18 protein-coding genes and 1 pseudogene are annotated in these 14963 nt (G+C 71.4%); 10 read left to right on the top strand and 9 right to left on the bottom strand.

Annotation, left to right across the window (positions count from 1 at the left end; translation table 11 throughout):
• A partial coding sequence (locus tag ACFW01_RS36830; RefSeq protein ID WP_384510988.1) for a metallophosphoesterase occupies positions 1–985 on the top strand: 985 nt, incomplete at its 5' end.
• A 29-nt stretch (positions 986–1014) separates the two neighbouring features.
• Here the strand turns inward: ACFW01_RS36830 and ACFW01_RS36835 are convergent.
• From ACFW01_RS36835 to ACFW01_RS36850, 4 genes and pseudogenes are all read right to left on the bottom strand, one after another.
• A pseudogene (locus ACFW01_RS36835) lies at positions 1015–1767 on the bottom strand (TetR/AcrR family transcriptional regulator); the annotation flags it as partial.
• 11 nt (positions 1768–1778) lie between these two features.
• Positions 1779–2264 (bottom strand): DUF393 domain-containing protein, encoded by a 486-nt coding sequence (locus tag ACFW01_RS36840; protein WP_234955219.1) that lies wholly within the window; start codon positions 2262–2264, stop codon positions 1779–1781.
• Positions 2265–2267: 3 nt separating this feature from the next.
• Positions 2268–2675 (bottom strand): hypothetical protein, encoded by a 408-nt coding sequence (locus ACFW01_RS36845; RefSeq protein ID WP_384510992.1) that lies wholly within the window; start codon positions 2673–2675, stop codon positions 2268–2270.
• Positions 2676–2759: 84 nt separating this feature from the next.
• On the bottom strand, positions 2760–3170 hold the full coding sequence (locus ACFW01_RS36850) for a VOC family protein (protein ID WP_122615867.1): 411 nt from the start codon (positions 3168–3170) through the stop codon (positions 2760–2762).
• A gap of 170 nt (positions 3171–3340) precedes the next feature.
• On the opposite strand from ACFW01_RS36850, the gene ACFW01_RS36855 reads away from it, so the two are divergent.
• From ACFW01_RS36855 to ACFW01_RS36865, 3 genes are all read left to right on the top strand, one after another.
• The gene (locus ACFW01_RS36855) at positions 3341–3805 is read left to right on the top strand and encodes a TM2 domain-containing protein (RefSeq protein WP_234955217.1); all 465 of its coding nucleotides are present in this window, start codon (positions 3341–3343) and stop codon (positions 3803–3805) included.
• A complete protein-coding gene (locus tag ACFW01_RS36860; RefSeq protein ID WP_384510996.1) occupies positions 3798–4217 on the top strand; it encodes a DUF2752 domain-containing protein in 420 nt (139 codons plus the stop codon). The genes ACFW01_RS36855 and ACFW01_RS36860 overlap by 8 nt, the downstream gene beginning before the upstream one ends.
• A 207-nt stretch (positions 4218–4424) precedes the next feature.
• Positions 4425–4691: a TM2 domain-containing protein gene (locus ACFW01_RS36865; RefSeq protein WP_122615870.1), complete on the top strand. Its 267-nt coding sequence runs from the start codon at positions 4425–4427 to the stop codon at positions 4689–4691.
• A 72-nt stretch (positions 4692–4763) separates the two neighbouring features.
• Here ACFW01_RS36865 and ACFW01_RS36870 read toward each other — a convergent pair whose 3' ends face one another.
• From ACFW01_RS36870 to ACFW01_RS36890, 5 genes are all read right to left on the bottom strand, one after another.
• Positions 4764–5537: a succinate dehydrogenase iron-sulfur subunit gene (locus ACFW01_RS36870; protein ID WP_064729463.1), complete on the bottom strand. Its 774-nt coding sequence runs from the start codon at positions 5535–5537 to the stop codon at positions 4764–4766.
• Positions 5537–7291, bottom strand: coding sequence for a succinate dehydrogenase flavoprotein subunit (gene sdhA / locus ACFW01_RS36875; protein ID WP_384511000.1), 1755 nt, complete (start codon positions 7289–7291; stop codon positions 5537–5539). The genes ACFW01_RS36870 and sdhA overlap by 1 nt, the downstream gene beginning before the upstream one ends.
• A gap of 19 nt (positions 7292–7310) precedes the next feature.
• Positions 7311–7793 (bottom strand): succinate dehydrogenase hydrophobic membrane anchor subunit, encoded by a 483-nt coding sequence (locus ACFW01_RS36880; protein ID WP_064729465.1) that lies wholly within the window; start codon positions 7791–7793, stop codon positions 7311–7313.
• A 5-nt stretch (positions 7794–7798) separates the two neighbouring features.
• Positions 7799–8179: a succinate dehydrogenase, cytochrome b556 subunit gene (sdhC, locus tag ACFW01_RS36885; RefSeq protein ID WP_079163643.1), complete on the bottom strand. Its 381-nt coding sequence runs from the start codon at positions 8177–8179 to the stop codon at positions 7799–7801.
• Positions 8180–8359: 180 nt separating this feature from the next.
• Positions 8360–8911 (bottom strand): 2-oxo-4-hydroxy-4-carboxy-5-ureidoimidazoline decarboxylase, encoded by a 552-nt coding sequence (locus ACFW01_RS36890; RefSeq protein ID WP_384511005.1) that lies wholly within the window; start codon positions 8909–8911, stop codon positions 8360–8362.
• A 251-nt stretch (positions 8912–9162) separates the two neighbouring features.
• Here ACFW01_RS36890 and ACFW01_RS36895 point away from each other — a divergent pair, with 251 nt between their 5' ends.
• The 6 genes from ACFW01_RS36895 (at position 9163) to ACFW01_RS36920 (ending at position 14772) form a co-directional block, all read left to right on the top strand.
• The gene (locus ACFW01_RS36895) at positions 9163–10728 is read left to right on the top strand and encodes a glycoside hydrolase family 20 protein (protein ID WP_384511032.1); all 1566 of its coding nucleotides are present in this window, start codon (positions 9163–9165) and stop codon (positions 10726–10728) included.
• Between the two features lie 149 nt (positions 10729–10877).
• The gene (locus ACFW01_RS36900; RefSeq protein ID WP_234955437.1) at positions 10878–11414 is read left to right on the top strand and encodes a hypothetical protein; all 537 of its coding nucleotides are present in this window, start codon (positions 10878–10880) and stop codon (positions 11412–11414) included.
• Between the two features lie 87 nt (positions 11415–11501).
• Positions 11502–12032 (top strand): hypothetical protein, encoded by a 531-nt coding sequence (locus ACFW01_RS36905; RefSeq protein ID WP_234955210.1) that lies wholly within the window; start codon positions 11502–11504, stop codon positions 12030–12032.
• A gap of 126 nt (positions 12033–12158) precedes the next feature.
• Positions 12159–12566 carry a hypothetical protein gene (locus ACFW01_RS36910; protein WP_161331540.1) on the top strand — a complete coding sequence of 136 codons (408 nt, stop codon included), beginning with the start codon at positions 12159–12161 and terminating at the stop codon, positions 12564–12566.
• A 353-nt stretch (positions 12567–12919) separates the two neighbouring features.
• The gene (locus tag ACFW01_RS36915; protein ID WP_161331541.1) at positions 12920–13582 is read left to right on the top strand and encodes an RNA polymerase sigma factor; all 663 of its coding nucleotides are present in this window, start codon (positions 12920–12922) and stop codon (positions 13580–13582) included.
• Complete coding sequence (locus ACFW01_RS36920; protein ID WP_384511010.1) at positions 13582–14772, top strand: hypothetical protein; 1191 nt, start codon at positions 13582–13584, stop codon at positions 14770–14772. The genes ACFW01_RS36915 and ACFW01_RS36920 overlap by 1 nt, the downstream gene beginning before the upstream one ends.
• Positions 14773–14963: the final 191 nt, after the last annotated feature.

Consider the following 14963-nt stretch of genomic DNA (forward strand, 5'->3'; position numbering starts at 1 on the left):
GCGCACCGCCACGGACGAAGCCGCTGCCACGGGCGGCCCCACCGCCACGGACGGCCCCGTCGCCACGGGCGGGCCCACCGCCACGGACGGGCCCGCCGACCTGCCGCCGTCGGCCGACGCGCCGCCGTCGGACGAGGCGCCCTCCGGATCCCTCGCGCTCCCCTCCCGCCGCCTCTTCGTCTCGCGCGTCGTCGCCGGTGCCGCCGCCGCGGCGGCCGTCGGGACGGTCGGCTACGGCACGTACGGCGTGCTGAACGGTCCCTCGGTCAAGCGGGTCACCGTGCCGCTGGCCAAGCTCCCGCGCGCGGCGCACGGCTACCGCATCGCCGTGGTCAGCGACATCCACCTCGGCCCGGTGCTCGGCCGGGGCTTTGCGCAGAAGGTCGTCGACACGATCAACTCCACGCAGCCCGACCTCATCGCCGTCGTCGGCGACCTGGTCGACGGCAGCGTGAAGGACCTGGGCCCGGCGGCGGCCCCGCTGGCCGGGCTGAGGGCGCGGGACGGCGCGTACTTCGTCACCGGCAACCACGAGTACTTCTCCGGTGCCGAGCAGTGGGTCGAGGAGGTGCGGCGGCTGGGTCTGCTCCCGCTGGAGAACGCCCGCACCGAACTGCGCCACTTCGACCTCGCCGGCGTCAACGACGTGGCGGGCGAGGACGAGGGCCAGGGCCCCGACTACGCCAAGGCCCTCGGCGACCGGGACCGGGCGCGGGCGTGCGTGCTGCTCGCCCACCAGCCGGTGCAGATCCACGACGCCGTCGACCACGGCGTCGACCTCCAGCTCTCCGGCCACACCCACGGGGGCCAGCTCTGGCCCGGCAACCTCGTCGCGGGGGCCGCCAACCCCACCCTGGCGGGACTGGAGCGCTACGGCGACACCCAGCTCTACGTCAGCCGCGGCGCGGGCGCCTGGGGACCGCCCACGCGCGTGGGAGCGGAGTCGGACATCACGGTGATCGAGCTGGCCTCCCGTCAGGCCTGACCCCTGGTCTGCCCGTCGGCCTTACCGTCGGCCTTCCGGTCGGCCTTCCGGTCGGCCTTGCGGCCGGGGTCCGGCAGTGCCCGCGTCATGCCCGGCAGGAAGTCCGTGAACAGCTCGTGCACCTCGCGCACCAGGGGGCGCAGGACCCGGAAGCGGGCCAGCACGACGCCCCGCGCGGTGAGCCGGGCGCCGCGTTCGGCGAGCCGGTAGCTGCGCTCGCGGCCCTCCGTCCGGTCGAAGATCCAGTACAGGACGAGGCCCATCTGGGAGAGCCACATCAGCTCCGGCAGGATGTCCCGCAGCTCCTCCGGCACCTTGGTCTTCGCGCCCGCCAGCACCGCGCGGTGGATGCTGATGGCCTCCTTGCGCGCGTGCTCCGACTCGGGGGAGAAGGGGCTGAGCGGGCTGTCCGGGTCGGCGGCGTTCTTGAAGAACTGCACCGCGAACTCGTGGTACGGCGTGGCGATGTCCAGCCAGACCTTCAGCACGCCCGCCAGCCGCGCCTCCAGGTCGGTCTCCTTGGCCAGGACCTCGCGGACCGCCGCCTGGTGCTCGGCGGCGATCCGGTCGTAGAAGCCCTGGATCAGGTGTTCCTTGCCGGCGAAGTAGTAGTACGCGTTGCCGACGGAGACCCCGGCCTCCTGGGCGATGGCCCGCATCGTCGTCCGGTCGTAGCCGCGTTCCTGGAACAGCCGCATGGCCGTCTCCAGGATCAGCGCGCGGGTCTGCTCGGACTTGGTGAGGTGGGCGCCGTCGTCGGGGCCGTCGTTGGTCGCAGGCACGGGTACAGAGCCTATCCAGTGGCGCAGGTGCCGTCGGCACACCCGGGTCCGGCGTACATCCAGCCGAGCCCCGGCTCGTACACCCAGCCGTCGGCCCTGCGGTATCCGTTTCCGCCCCACTGCCGCTGCCCGCCCCGCCACTTCGCGGCGGCCAGCACCGCCCCGCGGGCCAGCCGGGCGCCGGCGGGCGTGCTGAGCCGGTGGGCGAGGGCGCGGTGCTCGCGCAGGGCCCACAGGACGACGATCCAGGCGGCGGCGCCCCGGTAGACCTGCCCGGCGTCACCCACGACGGTGACCTCGTCGAGGGTGGCCGCGTGGTCGAGGCCGGGCAGGCGCCCGCGCGCCTGGTCCGACCCTGCCGGGACCAGGTCCAGCTCCACCAGGCGGGGCTGTCGCAGCAGCCAGTCCCGTACGTGGGTGCACAGGGAGCACTCGGCGTCGTAGAGGACGGTGAGCCGGCGCACGGGGGCGCCGGCCGTCCCGGTGGCGGGAGCCATGACTCAGGCTCCGGCCGTCGGGGCCACCCAGCCCTGCGGCGGGACCGGCGGCACCTGCTCCCGCTCCATCATGCCGCGCCGCCGGATCTTGTTGAGCACGTAGACGTTGCCCAGGTGCATCACGCCGAGGACCAGCAGCACCACGCCGAGCTTGGTCGAGAGCGCCTCGAAGATGCCGCGGGTGTCGGTGATGGTCGCGTCGTCGCTCAGGTAGAGCGCGACGAAGCCGAGGTTGACCAGGTAGAAGCCGACCACCAAGAGGTGGTTGACGGCGTCGGCCAGCTTCTCGTTGCCGTGCAGGACGTCGGAGAGGAAGACCCGTCCGTTGCGGCTGAGCGTGCGGGCCACCCAGACGGTCAGTCCGATGCTGACGGTCAGGTAGATGACGTAGGCGATGACGGTGCGGTCCATGCCCCACTCCCTCTTGAACGCGTTCAAAACGCTGACGGGGCTGACTGTAGACCTGTTTTTGAACACGTTCAAGCCGAAAGTCGCTCAGGGGCGACGGCCCAGTTCCGGACGCTTGGAGTAGTCCGTCAGGCCGATGACGTTGCCCCACGGGTCGGCGAACTCGACGGTCCAGCCGGTGGCCACGGGGAACGGCTCGTCGAGCGGCGGCACCCCGGCCTCCCGCAGCGCCGTGGCCGCCGTGCGGGCGTCCGTCGTCTCCAGCCACACCCGCGCGGAGGGCCACAGCGGCGGCTGCCGCCAGAACTCCTCCTCCACCCGCAGCAGCAGCCCGGGTGTCTCGCCCCCCACCTTCAGCAGCGCGATCCCGGCCTCGTCGAGCCGGTAGGCGACCGTGAAACCGGCCCGCTCGTAGAAGTCGACGGCCTCGCCGAGGTTCCCGACGGGCAGCAGCACGTTGTCGAACCCGAGCAGTTCGTACGACTCATGATCTGACATGACGTCAGATTAGGTGTGTGCGGGCGCCGTACGGACGGACCGGGCGGCGACGCAGCGGCGCCGTCACTCGCCCGGGCGGACGGCCGTTCCCCGGCCCCGACTTCTCTTGTGCCGCTTCAGTCCTGCAATATGACCGGCAGTTTCCGAAGTCGACCAGGAGTGACCCCACTGTGAGCGAACAGCCGCCCCAGCCTTCCCAGCCGCCCGGCTACGGCTACCCGAACCAGGGCTCGGGCCCCGCCGGACAGCCCGGCCCCTACGGCTACCCCCAGGGGGGCCAGCAGCCCCCGCCCGGCGGCTACCAGACCCCCGGCTACCCACAGGGCGCTCCCGGCTACCAGACCCCCGGGTACCCCCCGCCGGCGCCGGGCTACTACGCCACCGACCCGAGCGCCCCCTACGGCTACGACCCCTACGGCCGCCCGTACTCCGACAAGTCGAAGATCGTCGCCGGTGTCCTCCAGCTCTTCCTCGGCAGCTTCGGCATAGGCCGCTTCTACGTCGGCTCCGTCGGCATAGGCGTGGCCCAGCTGCTCACCTGTGGCGGCCTCGGCTTCTGGGCGCTGATCGACGGCATCATGTACCTGGTCAGCAACGACCGCACGGACGACCAGGGCCGCGTCCTGCGTGGCTGACACCGCCCCCTGCGCACCCCCCGGCCGGCGACGGCGGCAGTGGCATCCCGCGGCCGCACCCCTCGGGGTGCTCGCCGCGGGCGCCGCGGGTGCCGGGTACCTCTGGGGCACCGATCCGCACGAGGGCGGCCATCCGCTGCCCCAGTGCCCGTTCCGCTTCGTCACCGGGCTGCTCTGTCCGGCCTGCGGTGCCACGCGCATGGTCTTCGACCTGATGCACGGTCACCTCGCCGCGGCCTGGCTGGACAACCGTGCCCTGCTGCTCGCCGCGCCGTTCGCGCTGGCGCTGTGGGCCCGTTGGACGGTGGAGGGCCTGCGCGGCCGTTCCTACCGGCCCCGGATCGCTCCGTGGGGTCAGGCACTGATCCTGCTGACGGCGGTGGCCTGGACGGTCGTGCGCAACGTCGTGTGAGCAATGATCACGAAACGGGAACGTTGGATCATAATATTTCCCAACTGACCCACGCGTCTCCTACGCTTCGTCACGCACAGCGGGGGGACGGCCACGTCACTGACGTGAGCCGCCGTGCGTCGAGCGTGCGATCAGCGGTGTCCCCTCCTGGGCCGCCGGGGCCGTCTGGCCCCGGTCCGTCCCACATCTCCCCAGGAGCACCACACCATGACCGTTCCCCCGAACCCCACCGCGCCCTACGGCGTCGACCCGCAGGGCCGCCCGTACTCCGACAAGTCGAAGATCGTCGCCGGTATCCTCCAGCTCTTCCTGGGCACGCTGGGCATCGGCCGCTTCTACGTCGGTTCCGTCGGTGTCGGTGTGGCCCAGCTGCTCACCTGCGGCGGTCTCGGCTTCTGGGCGCTGATCGACGGCATCATCTTCCTGGTCAGCAACGACCGCACGGACAAGGAAGGCCGCCCGCTGCGCGGCTGAACCGCCCGGAGTACGGCCGAGGGCCCCGATCACGTGGATCGGGGCCCTCGGCCGTGGCGGTCGTCCCGCGGGTCAGAAGCGGCGCGTGATCAGCGCCCGCTTCACCTCCGCGATCGCCTTGGTGACCTCGATGCCGCGCGGGCAGGCGTCCGTGCAGTTGAAGGTCGTGCGGCAGCGCCAGACGCCGTCGCGGTCGTTGAGGACCTCCAGCCGCTGCTCCCCGGCCTCGTCGCGCGAGTCGAAGATGAAGCGGTGGGCGTTCACGATCGCGGCGGGGCCGAAGTACTGCCCGTCGTTCCAGAACACCGGGCACGAGGACGTGCAGGCGGCGCACAGGATGCACTTGGTCGTGTCGTCGAAGCGCTCGCGGTCCTCGGCGGACTGCAGGCGCTCACGCGTCGGCTCGTTGGTGTCCTTCGTGATCAGGAAGGGCATCACGTCCCGGTACGCCTGGAAGAACGGCTCCATGTCGACGACCAGGTCCTTGAGGACCGTCAGGCCCTTTATGGGCTCGACCGTGATCGGCTTCTCGGGGCTGAGGTCCTTGATCAGCGTCTTGCAGGCCAGCCGGTTCTTGCCGTTGATCCGCATGGCGTCCGACCCGCAGATGCCGTGCGCGCAGGAGCGGCGGAAGGTCAGGCTTCCGTCGAGGTCCCACTTGATCTTGTGCAGCGCGTCGAGGACACGCTCCTTGGGGTCGATCTCCAGCTGGAAGTCTTCCCAGGCGGCCTCGGCGGCGACCTCCGGGTTGAACCGGCGGACGCGGAAGGTGACCGTGATGTAGGGGGAGTCGGCGAAGCCGGGCTCGGGGGCCGAGTCGCTCTTCTCCATGACAGGGGTAGCCATCAGTACTTACGCTCCATCGGCTGGTAGCGGGTCTGGACGACCGGCTTGTAGTCGAGCCGGATGGACTCGGCGCCGTCGTCGCCCACCTCGCGGTACGCCATGGTGTGGCGCATGAAGTTGACGTCGTCGCGGTTGGGGTAGTCCTCGCGGTAGTGACCGCCGCGCGACTCCTTGCGGGCGAGGGCGGAGACCGCCATCACCTCGGCCAGGTCGAGCAGGTTGCCCAGCTCGACGGCCTCCAGCAGGTCGGTGTTGAAGCGCCGGCCCTTGTCCTGGATCGACACGTTCTTGTAGCGGCCGCGCAGCTCGGCGATCTTCTCGACGGCCGTCTTGATCGTCTGCTCGGTGCGGAACACCATGACGTTGGCGTCCATGCACTCCTGCAGCTCCCGGCGGAGCGTCGCCACCCGCTCGGTGCCGGTGGACGAGCGCAGCCGCTCGATCTGCTCGACGACCAGGGACTCCGGGTCGGCGGGCAGCTCGACGAAGTCCGCCTTCTGGGCGTACTCCGCGGCGGCGATGCCGGCCCGGCGGCCGAAGACGTTGATGTCGAGCAGCGAGTTGGTGCCCAGGCGGTTGGCGCCGTGCACCGAGACGCAGGCCACCTCGCCGGCCGCGTACAGGCCCGGGACGACGGTGGTGTTGTCCGCCAGGACCTCACCCTCGACGTTGGTCGGGATGCCGCCCATGGCGTAGTGCGCGGTGGGCTGGATCGGGATCGGGTCCGTGTAGGGCTCGATGCCGAGGTAGGTCCGCGCGAACTCAGTGATGTCCGGGAGCTTGGCGTCCAGCTGCTCCGGCGGGAGGTGGGTGAGGTCCAGGTAGACATGGTCGCCCTCGGGACCGCAGCCGCGGCCCTCGCGGATCTCGGTGTAGATGGAGCGGGAGACGACGTCACGGGACGCGAGGTCCTTCATGACCGGCGCGTACTTCTCCATGAAGCGCTCGCCGTCCTTGTTGCGCAGGATGCCGCCCTCACCGCGGGCGCCCTCCGTCAGCAGGATGCCCATGCGCCAGATGCCGGTCGGGTGGAACTGGAAGAACTCCATGTCCTCCAGCGGCAGTCCGCGCCGGTACACGGCCGCCTGGCCGTCACCGGTGAGCGTGTGCGCGTTGGAGGTCACCTTGAAGAACTTGCCGGTGCCGCCGGAGGCGTAGATCACGGACTTCGCCTGGAAGACGTGGATCTCGCCGGTCGCCAGCTCGTAGGCGACCACACCGGACGACTTCTTGACGCCGTCGACCTCGGTGATCAGCTGGTCCAGGACGTAGAACTCGTTGAAGAACTCCACGCCCTCCTTCACGCAGTTCTGGTACAGCGTCTGGAGGATCATGTGGCCGGTGCGGTCGGCCGCGTAGCAGGAGCGGCGGACGGGAGCCTCGCCGTGGTTCCGGCTGTGCCCGCCGAAGCGGCGCTGGTCGATCGTCCCGTCGGGCGTCCGGTTGAACGGCAGGCCCATCTTCTCCAGGTCGAGGACCGAGTCGATGGCCTCCTTCGCCAGGATCTCGGCGGCGTCCTGGTCGACCAGGTAGTCACCGCCCTTGACCGTGTCGAAGGTGTGCCACTCCCAGTTGTCCTCCTCCACGTTGGCCAGCGCGGCGGCCATGCCGCCCTGCGCGGCGCCCGTGTGGGAGCGGGTGGGGTAGAGCTTCGTCAGGACGGCGGTGCGGCTGCGCTTCGTCGACTCGATGGCCGCGCGCATGCCGGCGCCACCGGCGCCGACGATGACGGTGTCGTACTTGTGTACCTTCATGATTTTCGCAGCCCCGTGCCTAGCGGATGTTCGGGTCGAAGGTGAAGATCACCAGCGTGCCCAGCAGGATGGTGAACACCGTGGCGGTGTAGAGCAGGCCCTTGAGCCACAGCCGGGTGTTGGGGCGCTCCGCGTAGTCGTTGATGACCGTGCGCAGGCCGTTGCCGCCGTGCAGCATCGCGAGCCACAGCATCGCCAGGTCCCAGACCTGCCAGAACGGCGAGGCCCAGCGGCCGGCCACGAAGGCGAAGCCGATCTTCGAGACACCGCCGTCCAGCACCAGCTGGATGAGCAGGTGCCCGATGACCAGGACGACCAGCACCACGCCGGACAGGCGCATGAAGAGCCAGGCGACCATCTCGAAGTTGCCACGGGTGGACTTCGGGGTCTTCTTGGTCCGCGCGCGGGGTGCTTCGATCAGCGGCGCCGGGTTGTCGACCGTGTAGAGGGAGGCGCCCTCGACGGGGCCGATCCCGGATGCGGTGGATTCAGTCGTGGACATTGGCGTCAGCTCCCGAACAGTTCACGAGCGGCGTGGCCGAGGACGGGGTAGATCGCCCCGATCATCAGCACGACCCACAGGGCGACGACGGTCCAGAGCATCTGCTTCTGGTAGCGGGCGCCCTTCACCCAGAAGTCGACGGCGATGACACGCAGGCCGTTGAGCGCGTGGAAGAGGATGGCGGCCACGAGGCCGTACTCCAGCAGCGCGACGATCGGCGTCTTGTACGTGGCCACGACGGTGTCGTAGGCCTCGGGGGACACCCGCACGAGAGCGGTGTCCAGCACGTGAACGAACAGGAAGAAGAAAATGAGGACGCCGGTGACTCGATGAGCCACCCAGGACCACATTCCTTCCCGGCCGCGGTACAGCGTTCCAGCCGGCACGGAAATTTCCTCCGGGAGCGGGGATTGGGGCCGCGCCGGCTTTCCTTGTCGGTCGGGCCCGGCCGGGTACGGTCCACCGGCCCCCAGCATGGTAGCGACGGTTGCCTGCGGCGCTTACGGGGGGCCTGCCTGTGTGATCAAAGTTGCACTCAAAGGAGCAGTGGGATGGGGGCGGGGCGGCTACGGGGGTGGGGGGTTTGGGTGGTTTGCCGGGTGCGGGTCGGTGGTGGCTGGTCGCGCAGTTCCCCGCGCCCCTGAAAGCCGGCTCAGCCGGCCTCGTGCCAGGCGGCGCAGTTCCTCGGACGCGACCAAGCGCTCCTCCTCCGGATCGTTGGACAAACGTGACCGGATGCCCGCGAGTACGTGGTCCAGGGCCTCGTCCGCCTTCAAACCGTCCAGGCAGATGACGAACACGTGTCCGAAGCGGGACTCGTAGGCCGCGTGGGCCGCGCTCAGGGCCGTGTGGGCCGCCGCGTAGGTGTCGGCCGGGAGGGCGGGCTGGGTCTCCGCCGACAGGGCCTCCGTCAGGGCGGTCGGCGTCAGGTCGTAGGCCGCCTCGTCCGCCGCCGCGAGGAGGGCGGGGAGGTCCGGGTACGGGCGGTGGGCCGTCAGGCGGTGGGCCCAGTCGTGGCTTCCCAGGCAGGTCAGGAGGGTCCGGGCGGCTTCGTCGGCGGGGGCCGTGTTGAAGCGGTCCAGTGCCGAGGGCGTTGCCGGAGTGGCACGTGTTTGCACCGGTACCGGTATGGCCACTCGGCCGGAGAGATCTGGGAGACGGTGCACGGGCAGCGTGGTCCTCGTGTGCGAAAGATGTGGCGTCACGTTATCGAGTGACGGCATGACGTGTCCGACCGATGCCCGAATTTCACCCGAACGGGAGAGTTTCAGAACATGTGGTGGACGCATTGCGGCAGTGGCGCCCTTAGGTTGGCGCTGTGAGCGAGCACGGACGCCGGACACCGGCGAACAAGGTGAGGCAGCGGGCCGTGATCGCCGGTGCGGTGGTCGCCTCGCTCGGTGTGGGAGTCGGCCTGTGGGCCACCGACGGAGACGGTGACGGCGGGCCGGGGGGCCAGGCCGCGCGGTCCCCCGCGGAGGCGGCTGCGCCCAGCCCGAGCCGTTCCTACCCGCTGTCCGAGGAACCGCGCACCATACCCGGCGTACGCGAGCACACCGCGGCCCGCGGCCCCGGCTGGCAGCCGGAGAAGGAGCACCGCGTCGTCGTCGCCGACGCCGCCCTCGCCGACGAGGGACGGCAGATCGCCGGTGACCTCGGGCTGACGTACGCGGGGGAGAAGGACGACGAACGCGCCGGGGACGTGCTGCTCGACGTCAAGGCCGACAACGGCGCGAACCCCGAGTCGTACACCATGACCGTGCGGGACGGCCGGGTCACCGTCAGCGGGCCGGCCGAGGCGGGCGTCTACTACGGCACCCGCACCCTGAAGCAGGCCGTGGACGGCGGCGGCACCGCGCCGGAGGGCGTGGTGGAGGACGAGCCCGCCAAGCCGAAGCGCGGCTTCTCGCTCGATATCGCCCGCAAGCACTACGACGCCGACTGGATCAAGGACCGGATACGCGAGCTGGGCGACCTCAAGTTCAACGAACTGGGCCTGCACTTCTCCGACGACCAGGCCTTCCGCATCGAGTCCGACTCGCACCCCGAGATCGTCTCGGACGACCACCTGACCAAGGCGGAGATGACGGAGATCATCGATCTCGCCGCCTCGCGCCACATCACCGTCGTCCCCGAGATCGACTCGCCCGGCCACCTCGGCGCCGTGCTCGCCGCCCACCCCGACCTCCAGCTGCGCAACGCGCAGGGCGCGCCGACGCGCGGCGCCATCGACATCTCCAAGCCCGAGTCCGCCGAGATCGTCGACGACCTGCTGAACGAGTACGCCGACCTCTTCCCCGGCTCCCAGTTCCACCTGGGCGCCGACGAGTACCAGGCGCTCGTGGTGCCCGACCCCGAGGCGTCCTACCCGACGCTCGCCGCCGCCGCACGCGACGCCTACGGCTCCGGCGGCACCGTCGCCGACCTCACCACCCAGTGGCTCAACGACCGCGCCAAGACGGTGCAGGCCCACGACCGCGTCCCGCGCGCCTGGAACGACGGCTTCTTCAAGGGCACGTCCGTCGAACCGTCGAAGGACATCAAGGTCGCCTACTGGACCGGCAAGGAGATCGGCGCCCGGCCGCCCACCGAGTACCTCGCCGATGGGCGCCAGGTCCTCAACTACAACGACGAGTTCCTCTACTACGTCCTCGGCGAGCCGCAGACCTTCGTCTACCCGACCGGCGAGCGCATCTACGAGCAGTGGACCCCGCGCGTCATCCGCGGCACCACGGCCGTCGACGCCAAGTACGACGACCAGATACTCGGCGGCAGCTTCGCGGTCTGGGGCGACATCCCGAGCGCGCAGACGCAGACGCAGGTTGCCGAGGGCATCAAGCTGCCGCTGGCGGCGACGGTCCAGAAGCTCTGGGACCCCGGCGACCCCGAGCTGTCCTGGGCCGACTTCCGCTCACTGGCGAACCGGCTTGACTGATCGCCCCGGCTGATCCCCGACCGATCTCCTCGGCTGATCTCCTCTGCTGATCTCCTCGACTGGTACGAGATTGTCCTGTCCGGCTGCGAACTCCCGTACGGCTGTGGTGGTCTGTGGACAGCCGAACCGACACCGGGGGGAACCGGGACATGGGGTACTGGGGCTATTTCGTCGTGGGACGCGGCGCGCGGCCGCTGTCCGAACTGGACGCGCTGGCGGGCGCCGCGGACATGGCGCTGCGTCAGTCCGCGCCGGACGGCTGGCAGGTGTGGGAGTTCCCGGGCGGCGACGGAGACGTCGGCAACATGAACGACCTGGCCGGACAGACCGGCGCGCCCGCCCTGTTCGGGTACGTCATGGACAGCGACTGCGTGGTCGTGGAGGCCGCGGCGCCCGAGAGCGGGGCGTGGACGACCTGTCTGGCGCGGTCCGCGATGGCGGGGTACCTCGGCGCCGAACGGGACGGGCTCACGCTGGAGGACTACTTCCTGGAGCCCCGGGACGCCGCCGAACGCGCCGTCGCCTGGGCCGCCGAGGCGGGGCGTGCCGCGAGCGCCGTGGACCTGGCGGAGGTGCTCGCGGCGGAACCGGCCGCCGGTGCGGACGCCGGGGGCGACGACTCCGGTCCGGTGGCCGAAAAACTCTTCTTCCGGTTCCTCGACCGGCTGGGCGTCGTCCCGCTGTGACACTCCCGGGTCGTCGCACGCTGTAAGGGTCAGTGCGGGCTCCGTGGTGGTGAGCGGGGCGAATCGGCGGGAACAGGGAGGCAACCGATGAGCCTGGTGGAACTGATCGCGCAGGCCGACACACGCGGACTCGCCGCGAGCGGACTGGCTTGTTTGGATCGCTGTCTGCCGCTCCTCGACGGCGACGACGAGGTCCTCAGACCCCTGTGGGCCACCCTCGCCGACGACGCCGAACCCGACTGGGCGGGGGAGTTGGCGCAGGTGCGCGCCACACTCGCGGGAACCGGTGGGGAGGGCGAGGACGAGGCCGTGCTGCTGGCCCGCGTGATGCTGGCCGACGCACCGGACGCGTGCTCAGGACCGGCGCTGCGGACCTGGGCCGACGCCTGTTCCGCCGCCGCGCTGCGCGTCCACCGGCTCCTGGACCCGGCGGCGGACACGAACGGGCCGGCCCCGCTCGTCGCGGGCGAACTGCGCCGCCAGGTCACCGTCCTGGACCTGCTCGCCGCGCACGGCCCGGCCGGGCTGCGACCCGCCCTGGAGGTCTCCACGGAGGGCCGACGGGTCCTGCGCGCCGTGGTGTCCCGCCGGGCCCGCGGGCGGGACGCCCGCCTGTGACGGTCGTGCGTCGAACGCGCGGCGGCGGTGCGGCGGACGTGGCGGAGGTGGGGCGGTCCTGCGCCGGTTGCGGGACGGCCCCCGCGAGCCTGTGACGAAACTCCGCCCGGCGGCGCTCTAGCCCATATGACGACTGTGACCAGCGGATTGACGACTCAGCAGGAGAACCGGCCGTCGGCCGCCGCGAAGCCGGTGCGGTGGGCGGCGGACGCGGTGGCCACGATGCGCGAGGGCGCCCGGCTGCGCCTCGACTACTCGGCGCAGAGCCTGTGGCGCGTCGACCGCGTGATCGACGGCATCCGCCGCGAGGGGGCACCGTACGCCGCCGTGGAGACCGCGCTGCGCGGCCTGGGAGCCTACGCCGGTGAAGTGATCGCGCGGGAGTCCGGCGGCGAGTGGTGGGCGACCGGGGGTGATCACTGGGTCCGCACCCCCGACGGCCGGCTGTGGGACCCGGTCGACGAGGCCCGTCGCTGCTTCGCGGGTGACGGTTCGCTCCGGCTGCTGTGCCGGGACGCGACGGCGGACCGGTGAGGGCGGCGCGGTCCGGCCGCCAAGGCAACGGCCGGGGCCGCCACCCCCCACAGGAGAGGCCCCGGCCGTCGCGCGGCACGGGCCGCGCGGCGGCCCGTACTCCCTTCAGCGCCGGGAGTGCGTTTTCTGTCACACCTCACCGCGTCACGGGTTAGTTGCATCTTGTACGGCAATGCGATCAGGACATGGACGGTGGCGGTTTCAAGACGTAACGTGCCATTCGTGCCGACCAGCGGGGGGCTCGCTCCCGCGACGGGTTGCGGGAGACCACCGCGACCATCCATGGCGAAACCACGACGGCGAGGACCACGTCCGCGAGAGCGGTGCCGGTTTAGGCGCAGAAAGGCTTCTCGGTGCTGGGGGACGACGCGGAGTTGACCGCCGCGCTGCGTGCGGCACAGGACGGGAGCGAGAGCGCCTTCCGGACTGTGTACCGCGCCGTGCATCCGCGGCTGCTCGGGTACGTGAGGACGCTCGTCGGCGATCACGACGCCGAGGACGTGGCGTCCGAGGCCTGGCTGCAGATCGCCCGCGACCTGGAGCGGTTCGACGGGGACGCCGACCGGTTCCGCGGCTGGGCCGCCCGGATAGCCCGCAACCGGGCCCTGGACCACATCCGGATGCGCGGTCGCCGGCCCGCGATCGGCGGTGACGAGACGGAGCTGGCCGGCCGGCCCGCCGAGTCCGACACCGCGGGCGAGGCCATGGAGGCCCTGGCCACCGACAGCACCCTCTCGCTCATCGCCCGGCTGCCCCAGGACCAGGCCGAGGCCGTCGTCCTGCGCGTGGTGGTGGGCCTCGACGCCAAGAGCGCCGCCGAGACGCTCGGCAAGCGGCCCGGAGCCGTCCGCACCGCCGCGCACCGCGGCCTGAAGCGGCTGGCCGAACTGCTCTCCTGCGATCCGGAATCCGGCGGCGGGCTCGACGCCCTGCCGCCGCAGCGAGAACCGCGCGGTCGTGCGGTGACGTCCGCCAGTGTGACGCATACGCGTGCGCGGACGCAGAAGGACATGTGATGGCCGACGAGCAGGACAAGTGGCTGGACCGCGAAACAGCGGAGCTCTTGCTGCGCGGAGAGTCACCGGACGCTGTCCGCCCCACGGACCGCGAACGCGCCGAACGACTCGCCCTGGCCCTGGGCGCGCTCTCCACCCCACCCCCGCTGGCCGCCGACGAACTCCCCGGCGAGGCAGCCGCGTTGGCCGCTTTCCGCAAAGCGTACGCCGAACGAACCGACCTCTCCGCGGGGGCCCCGGGCGCGCTCGCGACCGGCACCGCGACCCGGCCCTCCGACGCCGGTCTGGTACGGATCGGCCCGCGCGGCGACAGCCCCCGGCACCCCCGCCGGAGCCGGCCCCTGCGGCTCGGCCTGGTCGCCGCGCTGACCGTCGGAATGATCGGCGGGGTCGCCGTGGCGGCCGGAACCGGAGTGCTGCCCACGCCCTTCGACCGCAGCCAACCGGAACCCGGCGCCAGCGCCTCGGCCGCCGTGTCCCCCGACCGTCCGCTCCTCTCGCCCTCCCCGATGGACGGCGCGCAGGGCGGGGCGGTGCCCGACGGCACCCCCTCGGGCACGCCCGGCGCGGTCACCCCGGGCGACGGCGGCACCGCGGCGAACCGGCCCCCGGAGACCCGGGACCCGGAGAGCCGGGAGTCGGAGGACCGCGGAACCGACGGCGCCGACAGTCGGCGTTCCGGCCACGTCGCGGTGTGCCGCAAGGTGCGGGCCGGCAAGGACGTCGACGGCGCCCACCGGCGCGCCCTGAAGGAGGCGGCCGGCGGCTCGTCGCGGGTCGGGAAGTACTGCAGACACCTCCTCGCCGTCACCGGAGCCGACGGCCGGGACGGCGAACTCCGGATGGGTGGCGGCGAGGGCGACGGTGACGACAGGACCGACCACCGCGACAAGAACGGCAAGAACAACAAAGACGGCAAGGGCGACAAGGGCAACAAGGGCAACAAGGGCAACAAGGGTGGCGAGGGTAAAGGCAAGGAGAGGGGCGGCAAGAAGAGCGACGACGGCGACGACGGCAAGGACGAGGACGAGGACGACGACGACCGCCGCCCCGCTCCGTCCGGCCCCGACGTCGCCCGCCCTCACCAGCGGCAAGCCCCGCCCGCCCTCCGCTCCCTGACCTGCGCTTTCACCGACGGCAGGGATCCGTGCCCGACGGGTGTGACACTTTCGGCCACCCGGGCGCAGTAATGAGTGAGCCGACTGGTCATCGGCTTCCGCACCGAGCCGGGGTTCCCCCCGTACCTACGGCTCGTGCACCTGGCGCGGGGGGGGGGGGGTGGCCGCGCAGCCCCCCCCCCCCCCCCGCGCCCCCCCACAAGTAACAAATAGCAGAACCCAGCACCCGTAAGGATAAGTCGGAGGCTCTGGAGGTGGGGATG

The organism is Streptomyces sp. NPDC058985 (assembly GCF_042740985.1).
GTDB lineage: Bacteria > Actinomycetota > Actinomycetes > Streptomycetales > Streptomycetaceae > Streptomyces.